Annotated in this window: 17 protein-coding genes; 7 read left to right on the top strand and 10 right to left on the bottom strand. The window is 62.8% G+C overall.

What is annotated here, in order from left to right; translation table 11 throughout:
• Window positions 1–3 precede the first annotated feature (3 nt).
• Entirely contained in the window at window positions 4–1,377 is a 1,374-nt protein-coding gene (locus tag XI04_RS01025) for a hypothetical protein (protein ID WP_212475624.1), read from the top strand.
• A gap of 12 nt (window positions 1,378–1,389) precedes the next feature.
• Here XI04_RS01025 and XI04_RS01030 read toward each other — a convergent pair whose 3' ends face one another.
• The gene (locus tag XI04_RS01030; protein WP_271623360.1) at window positions 1,390–2,709 is read right to left on the bottom strand and encodes a dicarboxylate/amino acid:cation symporter; all 1,320 of its coding nucleotides are present in this window, start codon (window positions 2,707–2,709) and stop codon (window positions 1,390–1,392) included.
• Between the two features lie 252 nt (window positions 2,710–2,961).
• Window positions 2,962–3,183: a hypothetical protein gene (locus tag XI04_RS01035; RefSeq protein ID WP_028142648.1), complete on the bottom strand. Its 222-nt coding sequence runs from the start codon at window positions 3,181–3,183 to the stop codon at window positions 2,962–2,964.
• Between the two features lie 351 nt (window positions 3,184–3,534).
• On the opposite strand from XI04_RS01035, the gene XI04_RS01040 reads away from it, so the two are divergent.
• Complete coding sequence (locus tag XI04_RS01040) at window positions 3,535–3,717, top strand: hypothetical protein (protein ID WP_212475626.1); 183 nt, start codon at window positions 3,535–3,537, stop codon at window positions 3,715–3,717.
• Between the two features lie 19 nt (window positions 3,718–3,736).
• Here XI04_RS01040 and XI04_RS01045 read toward each other — a convergent pair whose 3' ends face one another.
• From XI04_RS01045 to XI04_RS01055, 3 genes are all read right to left on the bottom strand, one after another.
• Window positions 3,737–5,116 (bottom strand): vWA domain-containing protein, encoded by a 1,380-nt coding sequence (locus XI04_RS01045; protein ID WP_271610037.1) that lies wholly within the window; start codon window positions 5,114–5,116, stop codon window positions 3,737–3,739.
• A gap of 5 nt (window positions 5,117–5,121) precedes the next feature.
• Entirely contained in the window at window positions 5,122–6,069 is a 948-nt protein-coding gene (locus XI04_RS01050; RefSeq protein ID WP_028142645.1) for an AAA family ATPase, read from the bottom strand.
• Between the two features lie 163 nt (window positions 6,070–6,232).
• Window positions 6,233–6,433, bottom strand: coding sequence for a hypothetical protein (locus XI04_RS01055; RefSeq protein WP_028142644.1), 201 nt, complete (start codon window positions 6,431–6,433; stop codon window positions 6,233–6,235).
• A gap of 223 nt (window positions 6,434–6,656) precedes the next feature.
• On the opposite strand from XI04_RS01055, the gene XI04_RS01060 reads away from it, so the two are divergent.
• Window positions 6,657–7,631, top strand: a complete 975-nt coding sequence (locus tag XI04_RS01060; protein WP_028142643.1) for a quinone oxidoreductase family protein — start codon at window positions 6,657–6,659, stop codon at window positions 7,629–7,631.
• 14 nt (window positions 7,632–7,645) lie between these two features.
• Here the strand turns inward: XI04_RS01060 and XI04_RS01065 are convergent, their stop codons facing one another.
• Window positions 7,646–7,921, bottom strand: a complete 276-nt coding sequence (locus XI04_RS01065) for a hypothetical protein (RefSeq protein WP_028142642.1) — start codon at window positions 7,919–7,921, stop codon at window positions 7,646–7,648.
• A 113-nt stretch (window positions 7,922–8,034) separates the two neighbouring features.
• Window positions 8,035–8,643 (bottom strand): S24 family peptidase, encoded by a 609-nt coding sequence (locus XI04_RS01070; protein WP_271610036.1) that lies wholly within the window; start codon window positions 8,641–8,643, stop codon window positions 8,035–8,037.
• 163 nt (window positions 8,644–8,806) lie between these two features.
• Here XI04_RS01070 and XI04_RS01075 point away from each other — a divergent pair, with 163 nt between their 5' ends.
• Window positions 8,807–9,337, top strand: a complete 531-nt coding sequence (locus XI04_RS01075) for a GcrA family cell cycle regulator (protein ID WP_028142641.1) — start codon at window positions 8,807–8,809, stop codon at window positions 9,335–9,337.
• Window positions 9,338–9,379: 42 nt separating this feature from the next.
• Window positions 9,380–9,955, top strand: a complete 576-nt coding sequence (locus XI04_RS01080) for a hypothetical protein (RefSeq protein ID WP_028142640.1) — start codon at window positions 9,380–9,382, stop codon at window positions 9,953–9,955.
• A 46-nt stretch (window positions 9,956–10,001) separates the two neighbouring features.
• On the opposite strand, the gene XI04_RS01085 is transcribed toward XI04_RS01080, so the two are convergent.
• Complete coding sequence (locus tag XI04_RS01085) at window positions 10,002–10,358, bottom strand: hypothetical protein (protein WP_028142639.1); 357 nt, start codon at window positions 10,356–10,358, stop codon at window positions 10,002–10,004.
• 598 nt (window positions 10,359–10,956) lie between these two features.
• Here XI04_RS01085 and XI04_RS01090 point away from each other — a divergent pair.
• Window positions 10,957–11,142 (top strand): hypothetical protein, encoded by a 186-nt coding sequence (locus XI04_RS01090; RefSeq protein WP_028142638.1) that lies wholly within the window; start codon window positions 10,957–10,959, stop codon window positions 11,140–11,142.
• A 155-nt stretch (window positions 11,143–11,297) separates the two neighbouring features.
• Window positions 11,298–11,639 carry a phasin gene (locus tag XI04_RS01095; protein ID WP_028142637.1) on the top strand — a complete coding sequence of 114 codons (342 nt, stop codon included), beginning with the start codon at window positions 11,298–11,300 and terminating at the stop codon, window positions 11,637–11,639.
• A gap of 186 nt (window positions 11,640–11,825) precedes the next feature.
• Here the strand turns inward: XI04_RS01095 and XI04_RS01100 are convergent, their stop codons facing one another.
• Together XI04_RS01100 and XI04_RS01105 are read right to left on the bottom strand one after the other, a co-directional pair.
• Window positions 11,826–12,143, bottom strand: coding sequence for a c-type cytochrome (locus XI04_RS01100; RefSeq protein WP_038949174.1), 318 nt, complete (start codon window positions 12,141–12,143; stop codon window positions 11,826–11,828).
• Between the two features lie 302 nt (window positions 12,144–12,445).
• The gene (locus tag XI04_RS01105; RefSeq protein WP_028142635.1) at window positions 12,446–13,276 is read right to left on the bottom strand and encodes an alpha/beta fold hydrolase; all 831 of its coding nucleotides are present in this window, start codon (window positions 13,274–13,276) and stop codon (window positions 12,446–12,448) included.
• Between the last annotated feature and the right edge of the window lie 123 nt (window positions 13,277–13,399).

Genomic DNA, 13,399 nt, shown 5'->3' on the forward strand with positions numbered 1-13,399 from the left:
CATATGAATAGCGATATCTCGTTGCCCTCAGATCGCGGAAACCGATTTTACCAAGGCGTGGCCGCAACCTTTTTCGCCAACGCCCTCCAGGCGGTCAATTTTCTCGGTGATCGATTCCTGAGAAGGTCGCACCATTCGTTGTCGGCCATCGAGGACCTTTACCGGCACTCGATGGACAGCGCCTTTTCGGTGACCGAGGCCTTCCTCGTCACGGGCGCGCCGCACGCATCCGCCTATTATCCCCGTGACTTCGCCTGGTTCTATCCTGATGTCCTCGACCCCGAGACCATCATGGATGCGCAGGACGCGGTGCGGCGGGCCCGGCTGCTCGACAAGAGCATCCGTCTGTTGCTCGAGGCGGTTCGCGCCGATGTCGTCACGACCACCATCGTCCCGGCGGGACGCGGTCGGTACCTCGGCGTGAACTATTTTTCGCGCCCGTCGGATACGCTGCTCGGCATTCTGGCCGGCCTGCAGCAGATGATCTCGGCCGATCAGAGGGCGCCGTCCTATCTGGCGATGGCACAATGCGCGCATGCCGGCCGGCTGCTGCTGGCCGAATATGGCGGCGACCTGAAGCGTGCGGTCCTGCAGCTCGCAAGCGAGCTCGAGCCGTTCGACGATGACGGCACCAGGTATTTGCTGTGCGATGCCCGTGGCCCTCGCTCCGCTGCAACGGATACCCGTGCGGAACGCAGGCGCTTTGTCACCAATGCCTGCGTCTACACAACCTTCCTGTGGAGCGTGCAGTTCGGAATCGTGGACGAGAACGAGCTGAAGCGGCTGCTCGGACGCGGCCTTGCGCAGTACAAGAAGGACCTGCTCCGTCTGTTCGGCAAAGACGGCTACATCAAGCATTCTCTGGATGGTCCGAAGGGCCCGCCGGCGTCCTCGGTCGCGCTGGATTTCGTCAGCGTGCATCGCGGCTTCTGGGATATGAACGATGCGAGCGAGCGGGCGCTGTTCGCGGCGACGGCGGATCTGATCATCGCGGAGCCGCGCTTTCGCATACCCTCTACGTTCCACTTCCTGGTGTCCGCGGATAATCCGCGGAACAAGATGATCCACAAGATTGCGGCTCCCGCCTATCAGGGGCGCTCGTCCTGGCCGACGTTCAACGTCGAGTTCGCGGACCGGATGCTCGACTACGACGAGGTCTCCGGCGGTGATCACTACCGGGCCTGCGCGCAAGGGATATTGAAGGACATTCGCACCGCGACCGAAGTGCACGGCGGATATCAGGAGCTGATCTCGGAACAGGGGCTGAAGTATCGCACCTGGGCCTACAAGGGCGCCGTGGCCCATTCCTGGTTTCCGCGCTTCCTGTCGGTCTGGAGGAGGGCGTATGGAACGCCGCTCCTGCAATGGAATGACTGATCCAGCGGGGCGCTATCCCGCCGTCACGTCCACCAGCTCACCGCCCTCCAGCACCTTGGCCGCCTTGGCGCGGTCGAGATCGCCTTCCCAGGCCGCGACCACGACCGTCGCGACGCAGTTGCCGACGAGGTTGCCGAGCGCGCGGGCCATGCCGATGAACCAGTCGACCGACAGCACCAGCACGAGGCCGATCGCGGGAATGCTCGGCACCGCATTGAGCGTCGCCGCCAGGATCACGATGGCCGAACCCGGCACGCCATGCGCGCCCTTCGAGGTGATCAGGGAGACGCCGAGAACCAGCAGGAGATCGCCGAAGGACAGCGGCGTGTTGGTCGCCTGCGCGATGAAGACGACGGCGAGCGTCAGATAGATCGAGAAGGCGTCGAGGTTGAAGGAATAGCCGGTCGGAATCACGAGACCGACCACGGAATCCTTCACGCCCATCCGCTCCAGCTTCTTCATGATCTGCGGCAGCACGGCATCGGAGGAGGCGGTCGCGAGCACGATGGTCAGCTCTTCGCGCAGGTAGGCGAGGAATTTGAGGATGTTGAGTCCGGCGAGCGCCATCACGCCGCCGAGCACGCCCAGCACGAAGATGCCGACCGAGGTGTAGAACAGCATCACCAGCGACACGAGCTGCTTGAGCGAGCCGACCCCGTATTTGCCGACGGTGTAGGCGACCGCGCCGAGCACGCCGAGCGGGGCAACGCGGACAATCAGGCCCATGACGCGGAACAGCACGGTGGAGGCGGCATCGATCATGCTGGTGACGAGCTTGCCCTTTTCGCCGCCGACGAGCGCGAGCCCGACGCCGAACAGGACCGCGAAGAACAGCACCTGGAGCACGTCGTTGCGTGACAGCGCATCGAAGGAGGTGGTCGGGATCACGTTCATCAGGAAGGCGCCGATGCCGCCGCCTGACAGCTTGTGGGCGTTGTCGGCGTAGGTGTTGAGCGCTTTGGCATCCAGCGTCGAGGGATCGATGTTCATGCCGTGGCCGGGCCCGAAGAGGTAAGCAAGCAACAGGCCGACGACGAGCGCGACGGTCGTCATGATCTCGAAATAGACCAGCGCCTTGACGCCGACCCGCCCGACCTTCTTGAGGTCGCCAGCGCCGGCAATCCCGTGCACGACGACGCAGAACACGATCGGCGCCACGATCATCGAGATCAGCTTCAGGAAAGCGTCGCTGAGGATCTTGAGCCCGATCGCGAAGTCCGGGACGGCCATGCCCAGGATGACGCCAAGCACCAGCGCGGCCAGGACCTGGACGAACAGCGAGGTGTAGAGCGGCTTCGGCTCGGCGGCGGGCGCCGCGGTGATGGTCGACATGGTGGATTCCCCCGGTTTGACGCGACTTGGACGTCAAAAAGGAGCAACAACCGTGCCAGATTGTCGCGGTATTTCCGGAAAGCGGCCTGGAGGTCGCCCTGTTATCCCGGGCGGCGCGACGCAACGCTTCAGGAGCGCTGTGTCGGGGGCGCGGAGCCCACCACTCCGCCGCCTATCTCGCTGAACAGTCGCGTGGGGAGGAAGCCGCGGGACCCGTCAGCCGTTATGCCTACGCCGAAACGAAAGGCAACCTCATGCCGCAAGATCCAGCAGCCGGCACGATCCGCGCACGAGCGCCTTGCGTCCCGTGGGCGTCATCACAGGTATGCCGTCATTGACGACAACGAGACCGAACTTGACGAGACTTTCGATAAGATAGGCCTTCGAGAGGCGACCGCCCGACACCGGGTTGCGAAGTGTGCGCAGGGCTTCCCACTGGTCCGGCGAAAGATCGAAGTCGACGTCGTTGCTCATGTTGCCTCAAGCGATAGTACCATTCGCGCGCCTCTGTTAGCGGGGCGGCATGAAGACCATGCGACGACAATGAGTCGGGAATTCGGTGCGCTGTTTAGAACGTCTCTTCACGAATTGCCGCACTTCATTGCGCCACAAGAGTAAAGATCGCTCGTTGGCGAATATCGTCCCGAGCTTCGATCACATATTGATGAATTCCGTTTGATGCTGCACTGCAAGTTGTCGCGGTGCACGGGAAGCGCTGCTGTCCCATTCTGCGTCGCAGTATGCACAGAAATCGTGAAGCGAAAGGTTGAGGATTCTGTTACGGTGATCCCCGGGGAATGACTTCACGCTGCAGGAGTGGAGTGCATGAACAGGCTGGTCAAAATTCGCAGTCAGGAATCCCTGTGCCGGGAGCGCGCCGCGCTCGATTTCGATCGCCGGGTTTTCTGGCTCGCGCAAGCCGAGGAATGGGAGCAGCGCGCGCTCGACGAAATTGCCTATCACTTCCGGGAGTGCAATATCGGCCAGGCGGAGCCTGCGCGGAACTGACGCTGGCCGCGAGCAAGACCTACTGATAAGTCGCCACGATATCTGACACCGCGCGCTCAAGCTGCTGCGCGGTGGCGCATTGGCGCACGACCGTACAGAAGGTCGCGTAGCGCGGCATCTCGGAATCGCCAAAGCCCCAGGCGAGCCGTCCTTCGGGATTGAGCCAGACCAGCCGCTTCGAGCGTTCGGAGATGCGGCGCAGGATGTCGGCACGCGGGTCGAGGTTGTTGCTGCGGGCATCGCCGAGCACGATCACCGTGGTCTGCGGCGTCAGCGTGCTCATGAAGTCCTTCTCGAAATCGACCAGCGAAGAGCCGTAATCGGACGAGCCGAAGCCGACCTTGGACATGATCTCGGCCATCGCCTCTTCCGGCGATTTCTTTTCCAGGATCTCGCTGACCTCGATCATGTGCGAGGAGAAGGCAAAGGAGCGGACGTCGTCGACCACCTCGTGCAGCGAGTGGATCAGGAGCAGGAAGAAATCGGAGACTTGCGCGACCGATCCGGAGACGTCGCAGAGCGCCACGATCTTCGGCCGGTCGCGATGCTTGCGCTTCCATGCGGTGAGGAAGGGCACGCCGCCCCAGGCCGCATTGCGGCGGAGTGTGCGGCGGACGTCGAGATGACCGCGGCGCTGGCGCTTGCGCGGCTTCGAATAGCGCTCGCGCAGGCGGCGCGCGATCTGGCGGATGAGGGCGCGCATCTCCGCGACCTGGCGCCGCTCGATGCGGGCGAGCGGCGCATTGCGAAGGATCTCGTTGCGGAGATTTTCGGCCTCCTCGCGGGCGTAGAGCGCAAGCCCCTGCGAGACGGTGTCGCGCACCGCTTCGCGCAAGGCGTCGAGCGCGGCGCGCAGACGCTCGGCCAGTGCCGGGTTGGTCGCGGTCAGCGCGTCGAGATCGTCGCGCAGGCGCTGGAGGCCCATGGCATCGAGGATGCGGCTGGAAAAGATCCCGCGCTGGGTGGAATAGCGGATATCCGACAGGGAGGCCGCGCCGGAAGCGCTGGCAATCGCCGCTGCGATCGTGTTGCGGTCCTGCGACAGCAGCATCTGTGCGAGCGGGCCCAAGCCCTCGGGAGGCTGTCCCTCGCCCGCTTCGCTGGCCGAGCCGGAGGAGGGCGACTGATCCGGATCCTGCGAGGCGTTCTCCTCGCTGCCCGCTTCGGTCTGATGCTGTCGCGGCTCCGGCTGGCTGAAGAACAGATCAAAGCAGTCGCCGAGCGCGAGCTTCTCGTCCTGCGATTTGGCGAGCGTCAGAAGCAGCGCGTCGCGCAGGATGGTTCGATCGGAGAGGCCGACCTGCGCGACCGCGCGCATCGCATCGATGCTCTCGGCAGGCGAGACATGAACGCCGACGCCGCGTGCTGCCCGAAAGAAGCGATGGAAGTTCTCGCGCATCGGCGTCAACCGAAGACGTTGGACCGTGCCGCCTTGGCAATGAAGGTCGTCACCTGCGGCGCTGCTGCCTCGATGTCGGCTTCGTACTTCAAGAGCACGTTGAGCGTGTCCTTGACGAGCTCGGTATCGAGCTCCGTGGCCTGGAGCAGCACCAGCACGCGCGCCCAGTCGATGGTCTCGCTGACCGAGGGCAGCTTCTTCAGATCCAGCGAGCGGATCTCGTGAATGAAGCCGACCATCTGCCGGCGCAGTGCCTGCGAGATGCCGGGCACCCGGCTTTCGACGATGCGCTCCTCGAGCCGCTGCTCGGGGAAGCCGATATGCAGATGCAGGCAGCGCCGCTTCAGGGCGTCGCCGAGGTCACGCTCGCTGTTGGAGGTGAGGATCACCGTCGGCGGCGTGATCGCCGAGACGGTGCCGAGCTCGGGGATCGTGACCTGGAAATCGGACAGGATCTCCAGCAGCAGCGATTCGAATTCGGCGTCCGACTTGTCGATCTCGTCGATCAGGAGCACGCAGCCGCCCGGCTGCTCCAGCGCCTGGAGCAAGGGGCGCGGCTCGACGAATTCCTTGGAGAAGAACACGTCGCCGAAATCGTGCAACTGGTCGAGCGCGGCGTGCAGCGTCTGCGCGCCGCCGAGGACTTCGCCGAGCTTGTCCTTGAGGATCTGCGTATAGAGGAGCTGCTTGGCGTATTTCCACTCGTAGAGCGCCTTGGCCTCGTCGAGACCCTCGTAGCATTGCAGGCGGATCATCTTCATGCCGCGCCAGGCCGCGATCGCCTTGGCAAGCTCGGTCTTGCCGACGCCCGCGGGGCCCTCGACGAGGATCGGCTTCTCGATCTGCTGCGACAAATAGACGGCGGTCGCGATCTGCCGGCTCGCGATGTAGCCCTGCGCGGCGAGGCCGCTCTCCACTGCCTCGATCGAGGTCGAGGCCTTCTGATCAGCCACGAAAGGGCGCTCCCAAAGGTCTTGCTTGGGGCTTGTTCTGCCTGCGTTCCCGGCAAAGAACAAGCCTCGTTTGGGAGGCATCAGACCCGCACGGACGGCGCTTTTTCCGCTCGACGCAAATACGTGTCGGCGCGGATATTTGCGCGGCTCGCCGTTCGCGCGATCAGTGCCGCAGCAGCTCCGGCTTGCGGATCGTCTGTCTGACCTCGGCGCCGCAATCGGCGCATTCATAGACAAAGTCGATCTTGGCAAGGCTCCAATGCGGCTCGACCTCGCGCACATACATCGGCAGGAACCCCATGCATGCCGGGCAATTCACAGGCGCGATCTCGATGTCCTGATGATGCTGTACATAAGCTGGCATCTCGGCTCTCCTTCGCAGGCGACAACCAAACCCCGCGCGGAAGCTACCGCCGGTCGCTCCAGGCACGTCATCAACTCTATCGAACGGAGATGGAACGGCGGACGTTTGTCGCGCGCTGTGACATTCTTGTTACGTGTCTGTACTGTAACGGGCGGACTGAATGCCTATTTCTGCGGCCGATCCGGTTTTCGGAGCCTCAACCAACGATAAGGGAGTAACGCCCATGACGCATGCCATTCGTTTTCACAAGACCGGCGGTCCGGAAGTCCTGGTCTGGGAGGAGGTCAGCGTCGGCAAGCCCGGACCGGGCGAAGCGCGCATCCGCCACACCGCCGTCGGCCTCAATTTCGTCGACATCTACAACCGCTCCGGCCTGTATCCGGCGCAACTGCCGAGCGGGCTCGGCAGCGAGGCCGCCGGTGTCGTCGAGGAGGTCGGGCCCGGTGTCACCGATCTAAAGCCGGGCGACCGTGTCGCTTATGGCGCCTCGCCGCTCGGCGCCTATTCCGAGGCGCGGCTGATCCCCGCGGACCGCCTGCTGAAGCTGCCTGAGGGGGTCGACGACAGGACCGCGGCGGCGATGATGCTGAAGGGTCTCACCACGCAATATCTGATCCGGCAGACCTATCGGGTGAAGGCGGGCGATACAATCCTGCTGCATGCCGCGGCCGGTGGCGTCGGTCTGATCCTGAGCCAGTGGGCCAAGCACCTCGGCGCGACCGTGATCGGCACCGTCAGCAACGACGAGAAGGCCAAGCTCGCGAAGGCGCATGGCTGCGACCACGTCATCATCTACACCCGCGAGGATTTCGTGAAGCGGGTCGACGAGATCACGGGCGGCAAGAAGGTCCCGGTGGTTTATGACTCCGTCGGCAAGGACACATTCCTGAAATCGCTGGATTGCCTCGCGCCGCTCGGCGTCGCCGCGCTGTTCGGTCAGTCCTCCGGCGCGGTCGAGCCGCTCAATCTCGGCCTGCTGGCCCAGAAGGGCTCGCTCTACGTCACGCGGCCGACATTGTTCACCTACGCCGCCAAGCGCGAAAATCTGGTCGCGATGGCGAACGAGCTGTTCGACGTCGTCAAGTCCGGTGCGGTCAAGATCGAGGTGCACCAGACCTATCCGTTGAAGGACGCCGCCAAGGCGCATGCCGATCTCGCCGCACGCAAGACCACGGGATCGACCGTCCTTCTGGTGTGATGTCCGGGCCTGCGTCACGTCCGTTCATGCTTGCGCACATCGCGGGCGTGATCGAGGTGAATTGCTTGGAGGTCGACGTCTTCGGGCGGGATCCGGGGCAGGGCGGCCTCGGTCAGGATCGCCTCGGTGACGTCCTCGACCGAACTCCCGGCGATCTCGTGTATGAACGAGACATTCCGGTATTCGCCCGAGGCGATGCGGGAGATGACCTCACGCCTTGTGATTTCGGGGTCGACGACCGCCTCGCGGCCCCGCCGTCCATAGTCGATCATCACGACGAAATATTGCATCAAAACGACTCTGCCGCGCCCCCCATTGCGGGCGCGCGGCAGATTATTTCCGAAAAACAGAATCAAGTCAAGGCCGATTTCGAAAAAGCGAAATCGGCGGCCGTGCCGATGCCCTACTTGCCCTTCTTGCGGGGGCGCGCCGACTTGGCGCGCAGCCGCTCGAGTTGGCCCTTGGGCATGGACAGGCAGATCTCACCCACCCAATCGAGCTTCACGCCGACGATCGGCTTGGCGTTGAAGCTGGTGAGATTGACGACGGACGGGCTTTTCCCCCGCTCGATCGTTTTCAAATAACGCTCGCCGGTCTTGAGCCGGACCACGGCCTCCTCGCCGTAGAAGCTCGACAGCGGATGGCGCTGATCCTTGTAGACCACGATCACGTCGCCGCTCTCGTATTTGGGCAGCATCGAATCACCCACGATCTCGAAGGCGACAGTCTCTTCCATGATCGGGAAGGGCAGCGCGACGTCGCCGAGACCCTCCGGGGGGACCTGCTCGTAATCGGGCTCGATCACGGCGCCGGCACCGACGCGGCCCATGATCGGCGCGAGATTGAGCTCGAGATATTCCATGATCGGAATGATTTCCGAGGCCTTCACCAGGCGTTCGCCGCCGAGGATCTCCGAGACCGCGCCGGGCCGCACGCCCATGGCCGCCGCGAGGCCGCCCTTGCTCTTGCCTGTCTTTTCCAGGCCCCGCTCGATCATTGCAACGTCCAACATGGTGATTCCCTCGATTACCCATCGTCTCGCTCTTGTAATCCGAAATTCGGAATTATTGCAATTATGAATATCAGAATTATCGCTTGACTTGTGCTTCGGAATACCGGAATGTCTGTTTCGCCCCGGTCGTGCGATCGGAGGAGACGCATCACAGGACAGCAGCATGGAACCGGGCCATTGGCCGTCGGAGCACTCCGACGCGCTTCGCGACTATTTTCTCAAAGGCATGTCTTATGCGGAAATCGGAAGGCAGATTAACGCAAGGTTTGGAACGGCTTACACGCGCAATGCGGTGATCGGCCGCGCCAAGCGGCTCGGGCTCGTCATGCCGGAATGGATCGTGAGCCCATCGGTCGCGCCATATTTGCCGGGTGAGGCCCCGGTTTCGCCGCGCCGCGCGGTGCTACCGAATCTGAACGTGCCGCCGAAGTCCGCAATGAAGCCTGCGGTGCGGGTGAAGCTGCGCTGCGTCGGCGTTCAGCCGCGCCTGATCCAACTGGTGGACCTCGATCCGGCCGACTGCCGCTATCCCTATGGCGGCGACAAGGACGGGGAGGAGATCGCCTTCTGCGGCCATCCGCGCCAGCCGGGCTCCAGCTATTGCGCCCCGCATGCGGGCCTGACGCGTCGCTCCGGGGCTGCGTCCGCCCGTGTCCCCGGTCCCGTCGTGCTGAAGCTGGTCTTCGCGGCCTGAACTCTCACCCGTTTCATCGTCGATTTCGCAAGGAGTATCCAAGTGGCTCGTGTCCGACGCAACAAGTCCTACAAATTGGCGCAGATCCACGACCGGCGGTCCCGCGACGTGCCATTCAATGCCGAAGTGGCGGAGGTCGAGGTCGACAATCCGCTGGCGCTCGATGCTGGTGAGAAGATCGTGGCGATCCGGTCGATCCGTGGCGATCCGCTGGGACGGCTGCATGCACACCACCAGATCGATGAGGCGCAATTTCTCGGCGGGCGCGCCTTCCAGAACGATTGGGAGAGAGCGGAGCGGGGCCCTCAGGCGATGGACCCGACCCGCGAATATGTCGATGGCGCGCGCACGCGCGAGCCGGTCACCGAGAGCCAGCGCCAGGCGGTGCTGCGGCTGAACCAGGTCGAGCGCGAACTCGGGACCGACGGCGCTGCGCTGGTGCACGACGTGCTGGTGCTGGGCCTGACCATGGATCAGATCGGGCAGCGTCGTGCTGTCCGTACGCAGCGCTGGAACGACTATTTTGCGCGACGCTTTCGCGAGTGCCTCGACCGGCTGGCGCTGATCTACGGTTTTGCGACGGAAACGGGGACACGGCAGGCAGGGCGGCGCAGATGACAACGGCACGCCTGCGGTTTGGGCCGCGGGCGCGCCAGTTTGCCGCTCACGGATGCGGGACGATCTGGTAGGGCGTCGAATAGGGTTCGACGCGGAGCGAGGCGTTGGCCAAAAGCCCGATCCTGGCGGTCGGCGCCTGCTGCAATTCACCGTTCGGGCCGCGATGCACGTTATATTGCCAGACCGTGAGATCGCCCTTCTGCGCCAGCGCGTGCGCAACCGCGCTCGCATCATTGCCGCCGAGCGCCTGAAGCTCCTCCGCCGACAACCCGACGACGATCTCGTCCTTGATGGTGACGATCTTGAACAGGTTCATCTTGGTCTCCTGCGCCCATGCGCCTTGTATCGAGAGGGTGAAAAGCGCGACCGCGGCGCCCTTGATGAGATCGCAGCGAGAAAGCATGCCGTCGTCCTTTGGTGCTGAGGCGCGCCCGAATCGAAGAGTTTTCAGCCATGGCGCCCGTTGTCTGCGTGGCCGTGTCGCAACGGCTTGGTCGTTCGTTCATGGACAACGGTTCACCGGCGGAAACATATCCGGCTTGCGAGATCGATCGTTATTCTGCCGTTAATACAACCGCCGAGGTCGCACTCAACAATTACGTGTAGGCACTGAGAAGGGCTCATTCGCAGCCGAATGTCCGTTCATATCGGAAACAAGCAGAAACGTTGTGCCGATCGACGGCGATTGGAGCTGCGTGCGTGATTGATGACGCTTCTTGACGCAGGTGGGTGACGGCGGTCGATATACCTGTTATCCGGAATTGCCGTGGTGCGATGCAGACGAAGCATCGCTTTAGGCACTGTTGGGCTTGCCGGACGGGTTGTTCCTTGACATAATTGCAACCAGATGGTTGAGCCTGTCGTTTGGACATGTCATTCGGCGTGCCAACCCGCCGGGGCCACCCGGCCGAGAGTTCGTCGCCATGGGTCCTGTATGGCGTCTTGTTATGGCGTTCGGTTCTTGAGCGGGTCACGAAGCCGATGCTTGTCATAGGTGCGAGATGAAAAACCTCAATTTCGCGGCTGAACTGCACCTCAAGCTCGGCGCGCCGGCGAGCGGCACGGTCGAAAGCCTGCGCCTGCTCCGCGCGTTCCTGAAGCTCGCGCCTCGACAGCGTTTCGAGGTCATCAAGCTGGTCGAAGACCTCGCCACCGAAGAAATTCTGCCCGAGCACCCCTTGTCCTGAGCCCGGCCGAGCGCCGGCCTTACGCCGTCTCTCTCGTTTTCCCGTTCGTTTTCCCGCCGGAGCCGGACCGCCGGCGACGTTTCCACGCGGGCTGGCCGCTGGAAGGCGATCCGGCAAGTGTGGTATTCAATTGGGAAAACGGGAGGAGTGCGACCATGATCGAACCGAAGCTCGAAGTTCCGGCCGAACTGCGCGACCTGGCCGAGAAGACAATTGATCAGGCGGAGAAGGCATTCGGCATGTTTTTCGACGCCGCCACCAAATCGATGTCGTCCGTTCCAGGACCGGGGACGGAGGTGTCGAAGCAGGCGCTGGTTTTCACTGAGCAGAACATGAAGTCGGCCTTCGAGCATGCGCGCAAGCTGGTTCATGCCACCGACCTTCAGGAAGCGATGCGAATCCAGTCCGATTTCCTGCGCAGCCAGTTCACCAGCGCCGGAGATCACATGCGCCAGATGACCGGCAGTCTCATGCAACAGGGCAAAGGGAAGTCCTAATTCTCTGCGCGCGCAGCATGCCCACAATTGAACTTGCGCGGCGTGGCGATCCGAACCTCGATGCCGGCTCAGATCTATGACGGGCCACCGAATGACCACATTCGCCGTCTGTCGTCCTTCTGCTGATCCCTGCCGGTCCTCCGGCGGGGATTTGCATGTGTGGCGAGCGTCGTGCTCGGCGTGTCACTAGCGCAGCGAAGCGATGTAGGCCGCGATGTCGCCGGCTTCGGTTCGGCTCAGGGGAAAATTCGGCATCTTCGGGTGGGGATCAAGCAGGAAGAAGGCGAGCCTCTCCGGACTGAAGTCCGGCCTGCGCGCGACGGAGGCAAAGGAGGGGACGTCAGCGCTCGCCTGGGTTTGGCCGTTCGCGACGACATGGCAGCTTGCGCACCAGCGTTTGGCGAGGTCCGCACCGTGATCGGCATTGGCCGCGAGAGCCGACGGTGTGCCGAAGCTCGAGGTTACGGCAAGCAGCAGGCAAATTCGTCTCAAATGCTGGTGCATAGGGTAACTTTCATGCATCGATTAGCGGCCCATGCTTATCCGCAGCACGATCCCGGAAATTGCGAGAGATCAATCCGGGCGATGATCGACCGCAGCAGCTTGCGGGCCGAACGATAGAGATGCCGTAGGAAAGCCGGCATCCTCGCCGCGGGCAGGCCAAGACTTCTCGTGAGACTTCTCGTATCGAGATTTCTCGTATCCAGACTTTCAATGTAGTGCGACACGTGTCCCTCTCCGAGGCTATATCGCCCTTTTATCCCGGCGCCTCGGAGCCGCCTTGATCTGCCGCAAAGCGTTCCGGGCTAATAGTCGCCCGGATTCATGATCATCGGGGTTTTCGTATCAGCCGGCGCAAGCGCGCTGCTGGCGCTGTCGCGCAGGAAACGGTCGAGCGTTTCCTGGATCTTCTCCTTGACCGAGTTGGGACCGCGATCGCTCATTTCCGTGTGCTGCGCGCCAGTGTGGACGATGTCGATACCGCGCGCCTTGGCTTCTTCCGGCGTCGGCAGCACGCCGGGATCGGTCAGGAAATGCGGATCCTTTGACCGGAACGACAGGATCTTCATGCCGTCGCTGACCACGAAGGGCACCCGCAGATTGTCGAGCGTGATCACCTTCGACACCAGCTCCGGGTGCTGATGGGCAACATACATGGAGACATCGCCGCCGTTGGAGTGACCGACGAGGGTGATGTGGTCGTAATCGACGTTTTCGTGCTGCTTCTTCAGCTTGTCCAGCGCGAACAGAATGTTGGCTTCGCAGCGGATATAGACCTCGCGCCGGCCGACATATTGCTGACCGACATGGGTCATCAGCGGCGGATCGCTCGGCAGGTCCTGCTGGATGCTGGCAACCAGATAGCCGCGCGCGGCAAGCACGTTGGCAAGGAAGGAGTATTCGGTGGCCTTGACGGTGTTGCCGTTGCTGATGATGGCGAGCGGGAGTTTCCAGAGGCCGAGATTCGCCTTGGTCTCGTAATCGCGCCGCACCGCCACGTCGACCGAGATCGGCCGCTGCCGCGAGGCGTCGAACAGCGCCAAAGTCTCATGGCGGATCGCGAACCGACTAACGACGAAATATTCCCCGACGCCGAGGACGCAGAGAAACGCCAGGATTGCAAACACCCTCTTCATGGTTTCATCTCAAATCACATTTGACTGAACATGGTCATTGGGAACTCCCGGATCGAGCGATCGTGAGCAGCTTACGGGATTAAATTTAGGCAAGTCTGTGAGCAAGCCCGCAAAAAGGACCGC

This window comes from Bradyrhizobium sp. CCBAU 11430, assembly GCF_028128855.1.
GTDB lineage: Bacteria > Pseudomonadota > Alphaproteobacteria > Rhizobiales > Xanthobacteraceae > Bradyrhizobium > Bradyrhizobium ottawaense.

Excerpts from the sequence above, each read along its gene's own strand:
- XI04_RS01025 (WP_212475624.1), top strand. The coding sequence starts at position 4 with ATGAATAGCGATATCTCGTTGCCCTCAGATCGCGGAAACCGATTTTAC.
- XI04_RS01090 (WP_028142638.1), top strand. The coding sequence starts at position 10,957 with ATGAAAAACCTCAATTTCGCGGCTGAACTGCACCTCAAGCTCGGCGCG.
- XI04_RS01105 (WP_028142635.1), bottom strand. The coding sequence starts at position 13,276 with ATGAAGAGGGTGTTTGCAATCCTGGCGTTTCTCTGCGTCCTCGGCGTC.
- XI04_RS01030 (WP_271623360.1), bottom strand. The coding sequence starts at position 2,709 with ATGTCGACCATCACCGCGGCGCCCGCCGCCGAGCCGAAGCCGCTCTAC.
- XI04_RS01085 (WP_028142639.1), bottom strand. The coding sequence starts at position 10,358 with ATGCTTTCTCGCTGCGATCTCATCAAGGGCGCCGCGGTCGCGCTTTTC.
- XI04_RS01095 (WP_028142637.1), top strand. The coding sequence starts at position 11,298 with ATGATCGAACCGAAGCTCGAAGTTCCGGCCGAACTGCGCGACCTGGCC.
- XI04_RS01055 (WP_028142644.1), bottom strand. The coding sequence starts at position 6,433 with ATGCCAGCTTATGTACAGCATCATCAGGACATCGAGATCGCGCCTGTG.
- XI04_RS01060 (WP_028142643.1), top strand. The coding sequence starts at position 6,657 with ATGACGCATGCCATTCGTTTTCACAAGACCGGCGGTCCGGAAGTCCTG.
- XI04_RS01040 (WP_212475626.1), top strand. The coding sequence starts at position 3,535 with ATGAACAGGCTGGTCAAAATTCGCAGTCAGGAATCCCTGTGCCGGGAG.
- XI04_RS01075 (WP_028142641.1), top strand. The coding sequence starts at position 8,807 with ATGGAACCGGGCCATTGGCCGTCGGAGCACTCCGACGCGCTTCGCGAC.
- XI04_RS01100 (WP_038949174.1), bottom strand. The coding sequence starts at position 12,143 with ATGCACCAGCATTTGAGACGAATTTGCCTGCTGCTTGCCGTAACCTCG.
- XI04_RS01035 (WP_028142648.1), bottom strand. The coding sequence starts at position 3,183 with ATGAGCAACGACGTCGACTTCGATCTTTCGCCGGACCAGTGGGAAGCC.
- XI04_RS01045 (WP_271610037.1), bottom strand. The coding sequence starts at position 5,116 with ATGCGCGAGAACTTCCATCGCTTCTTTCGGGCAGCACGCGGCGTCGGC.
- XI04_RS01070 (WP_271610036.1), bottom strand. The coding sequence starts at position 8,643 with ATGTTGGACGTTGCAATGATCGAGCGGGGCCTGGAAAAGACAGGCAAG.
- XI04_RS01065 (WP_028142642.1), bottom strand. The coding sequence starts at position 7,921 with ATGCAATATTTCGTCGTGATGATCGACTATGGACGGCGGGGCCGCGAG.